At 70.1% G+C, this 3,543-nt stretch carries 3 protein-coding genes and 1 pseudogene; 3 read left to right on the top strand and 1 reads right to left on the bottom strand.

What is annotated here, in order from left to right:
• On the bottom strand, nt 1-308 hold a 308-nt coding region (locus tag AB2385_RS16730; protein ID WP_367656151.1), incomplete at its 3' end, for a glyceraldehyde 3-phosphate dehydrogenase NAD-binding domain-containing protein.
• Nucleotides 309-726: 418 nt separating this feature from the next.
• Between AB2385_RS16730 and lpdA the strand changes: the two genes are divergently transcribed.
• From lpdA to AB2385_RS16715, 3 genes and pseudogenes are all read left to right on the top strand, one after another.
• The gene (gene lpdA / locus AB2385_RS16725) at nt 727-2,142 is read left to right on the top strand and encodes a dihydrolipoyl dehydrogenase (RefSeq protein WP_367656150.1); all 1,416 of its coding nucleotides are present in this window, start codon (nt 727-729) and stop codon (nt 2,140-2,142) included.
• Nucleotides 2,143-2,182: 40 nt separating this feature from the next.
• Entirely contained in the window at nt 2,183-3,187 is a 1,005-nt protein-coding gene (locus tag AB2385_RS16720) for a thiamine pyrophosphate-dependent dehydrogenase E1 component subunit alpha (protein WP_367656149.1), read from the top strand.
• Between the two features lie 3 nt (nt 3,188-3,190).
• Nucleotides 3,191-3,543 (top strand): annotated as a pseudogene (locus AB2385_RS16715) (alpha-ketoacid dehydrogenase subunit beta); the annotation flags it as partial.

Genomic DNA, 3,543 nt, shown 5'->3' with positions numbered 1-3,543 from the left:
CGCTCCTTGTGCTTGCCCGTGGCCTCGATCACGATGTCGATGCCCAGTTCCCGCCAGGGGAGCCTGGACGGATCCCGCTGCGACACCAGTCGGATCGGGTGCCCGTCCACCCGGATCTCGCCCTCGCCCGCTTCCACCCGGGCGCCGAGCTTCCCGTGCACCGTGTCGTACCTGAGCAGATGGGCCAGGGTGCGAGCGTCGTACGAGGCGTTGACGGCCGCCACTTCCAGGTGAGGGTGGCCCAGCAGCCTGCGGCAGACCATGCGGCCGATGCGCCCGAAGCCGTTGATCGCCACCTTCGCCTTCACGGCTTCCTCAAACCTCCCGCGGCGGGGCGGTGAGCCCCGTTAGTACAAAAGTGCTACCAAAATCACCATAGCACGCACCTTGAGATCGTACTAATTGATCTAACAAATGCGACTAATTGACTAGATCTATGGCGACATGCACCAGCACCCACTGACACCGCGAGAGGTGGCCCTGCGGCGACTGGGGGAACCGTGGCTGCCACAGTGGCGGTCCTGCGGCGGTCGAGGGACCCCCGCTGTGGCCGCGGTGCCCCTGCACGCCCCTGCCTGCACCTGATTGCAAGGTGTTGCAAGCAAGTGCAGACACAGGCCGGCGCCCGGGGGATTGCTGCCAGTGCGACTCGATGGCACGGAAGTTGCATATGACAATTCGTACGTTTGGCTCAAACAGGGCCAGCGAGGGGAGGCTCTGTCCGCCATGTCTCACGCCTACGATGTGGTGGTGTTGGGAGGAGGGACCGGCGGGTACGTCGCGGCCATCCGCGGCGCCCAGCTGGGGCTGAAGGTGGCCCTGGTGGAGCGGGACAGGGTGGGCGGCACCTGCCTGCACCGGGGCTGCATCCCCACCAAGTCCTACCTGCGCAGCGCAGAGTTGCTGCACGCCATGCGCCGGTCGACGGAGTTCGGCATTCAGGCGGAGGGGGTGTCCCTCGACTTCGCCGGCGTGCGGGCGCGCACGGCGAAGGTCGTCGAGAGCCTGCACAAGGGCGTGCAGGGGCTGCTCCGGAAGAACGGCGTCACCGTCTTCCACGGCTTCGGTGCGCTGGTTCCGCCCTCGATCTTCTCGCCGAACGGCCTCGTGTCGGTGACGGCGGGCGACCGGCAGGAACTGCTGGAGTTCGGCAAGGTGATCATCGCCACCGGCTCGCAACCCAAGACCCTCTCCATCCCCGTGGACGGTACATACGTCATGACCTCCGACGACGCGCTCGCCCGGCCCGACCTGCCCGAGTCGGTGCTCATCCTGGGCGCGGGGCCGATCGGCATGGAGTGGGCAAGCCTCTACGCCGACTTCGGGGTGCGGGTGACCGTGCTGGAGTTCCTGGACCGCATCCTGCCCGCCGAGGATGACGAGGTGGCTGCCGAACTGCATAGGCTGATGACCCGGCGCGAGGTGGCGATCGTCACCGGGGCGCGGGTGGAGCCCGGGTCGGTGCGGGTGGAGGGCGGCCGGGTACGGCTGCAGGCCCGGGTGGGAGAGGAGGTCCGGGAGTTCACCGCCGCGGCGCTGCTCCTGGCCGTGGGGCGGGAGCCGGTCACCCGCGGCTTCGGCTTGGAGAACCGGGAGCAGGTGGAGTACGACCGGGCCGGTTTTATCCAGGTGGACGGCTTCGGCCGGACCGGCGACCCGGCCATCTACGCGATCGGCGACGTGGCCGGCGGCGGCCTGGCCCACGTGGCGGCCCACCAGGGGGTCATCGCCATGGAGCACATCGCCGGGCGGTCGCCGGAGCCTTTCGCGCCGGAGCGGGTGCCCCGGTGCGTGTACACCCGGCCGGAGGTGGCCTCCGTGGGGTACACCGAGTCGCAGGCCCGCGCCCTGGGCTACCCGGTGCGGGTGGGCAAGTTCCCCTGGCGGGGCATCGGCAAGGCCCTGGTCGAGGGCTCCGTGGACGGCTTTGCCAAGATCGTGGCCGACGCGCGCACGGGCGACGTGCTGGGGGTGCACGTCATCGGTCCGGAGGCCACCAACCTCATCGCGGAGGCCGGGCTGGCGATGCTGCTCAACGCCACGGCCTGGGAGGTCGGCCAGGTGCTCCGGCCCCACCCGGCCCTCGCGGAGATCTTCGGCGAGGCGGCAATGGCGGTGGAGGGGCGAGCCATCCACCTGTGAGCGCCCGGCGCCGGAGGTGACTTACAGAGGAGGGGAGAGCATGATGGAGGCGACGACGGCCCGTCACACCGCTCTGGGCCTGACCGGGGAGCAGGTGGTCGACATGTTCTACTACATGCTGCTCACCCGGCGGCTGGACGAACGGCTCTGGCTCTTGCAGCGGTCGGGCAAGATCCCGTTCGTCATCTCGCCGCAGGGGCAGGAGGCCGCACAGGTGGGGGCGGCCTACGCCTTCCGCCCGCGGCAGGACTGGTTCGTCCCCTATTACCGCGACCTGGGCGTCAACCTCGTGGCGGGGGTGACCCCCCGGGAGGTGATGCTGAGCGCCTTCGCCCGGGGGGCCGACCCGGCCTCGGGCGGCCGGCAGATGCCGTCGCACTGGGGGCACCGGCGGCTGAACATCGTGTCGGGCTCCAGCCCCGTCACCACCCAGCTGCTCCACGCGGTGGGCATCGCCCAGGCGGCCCGGATGCGGGGTGACGACGTGGTGGTCTACACCGCCTGCGGCGAGGGCTCGTCCAACCAGGGCGACTTCCACGAGGCCCTGAACTGGGCCGGGCTGCACAAGCTCCCCGTGATTTTCCTGGTGCAGAACAACGAGTACGCCATTTCGGTGCCGCTGGACCGGCAGGTGGCCGGCGGTTCGGTGGCGGCCCGCGGCCAGGGCTACGGCTTCCCGGGCATCGAGGTGGACGGCACGGATCTGCTGGCCGTCTACGAGGCGGTGAAGGCCGCCCACGAGCGCGCACGGCGCGGCGAGGGGCCCACGCTGATCGAGGCGCGCTGCATTCGGCTCACCTCGCACTCGTCGGACGACGACCAGCGGCGCTACCGCACGCCCGAGGAGATTGCAGCAGTGCGGGAGCGCGACCCCCTCGTGCGCATCCGCACCTACCTGCGGGAGCACCGGCTGCTGGACGAGGCGGGCGAGGAGGCGCTGGAGCGCCGGGTGGCGGCCGCGGTGGATGACGCCACCGAGTGGGCCGAGGCCCAGCCCTACGCCGCTCCGGAAGACGCACTGCGCCACGTGTACAAGGAGGGGTAGGCCATGGCGGTCATGAACCTGGTGGAGGCCATCCGCGAGACGCTGCGGGCCGAGATGCGGCGCGATCCCGACGTCTGGATCGTGGGGGAGGACGTGGGCAAGAAGGGCGGCGTGTTTGGCGCCACCCTGGGGCTTTACGACGAGTTCGGCCCGGAGCGGGTGCAGGACTCGCCGCTCGCCGAGTCAGCCATCGTGGGGGTGGGCATCGGGGCGGCGCTCTACGGCACCAAGCCGGTCTGCGAGATCCAGTTCGCAGACTTCATCTTCCCGGCCATGAACCAGATCGTCTCCGAGGCGGCCAAGATGCGCTATCGCTCCAACGGCGCCTGGTCGGTGCCGATGGTGATTCGCGCCCC

The organism is Symbiobacterium sp. (genome assembly GCF_040797425.1).
Lineage (GTDB): Bacteria > Bacillota > Sulfobacillia > Symbiobacteriales > Symbiobacteriaceae > Symbiobacterium.
The sequence above is the reverse complement of the archived record's forward strand: the minus strand, read 5'-3'. Positions and strand labels throughout refer to the sequence as shown.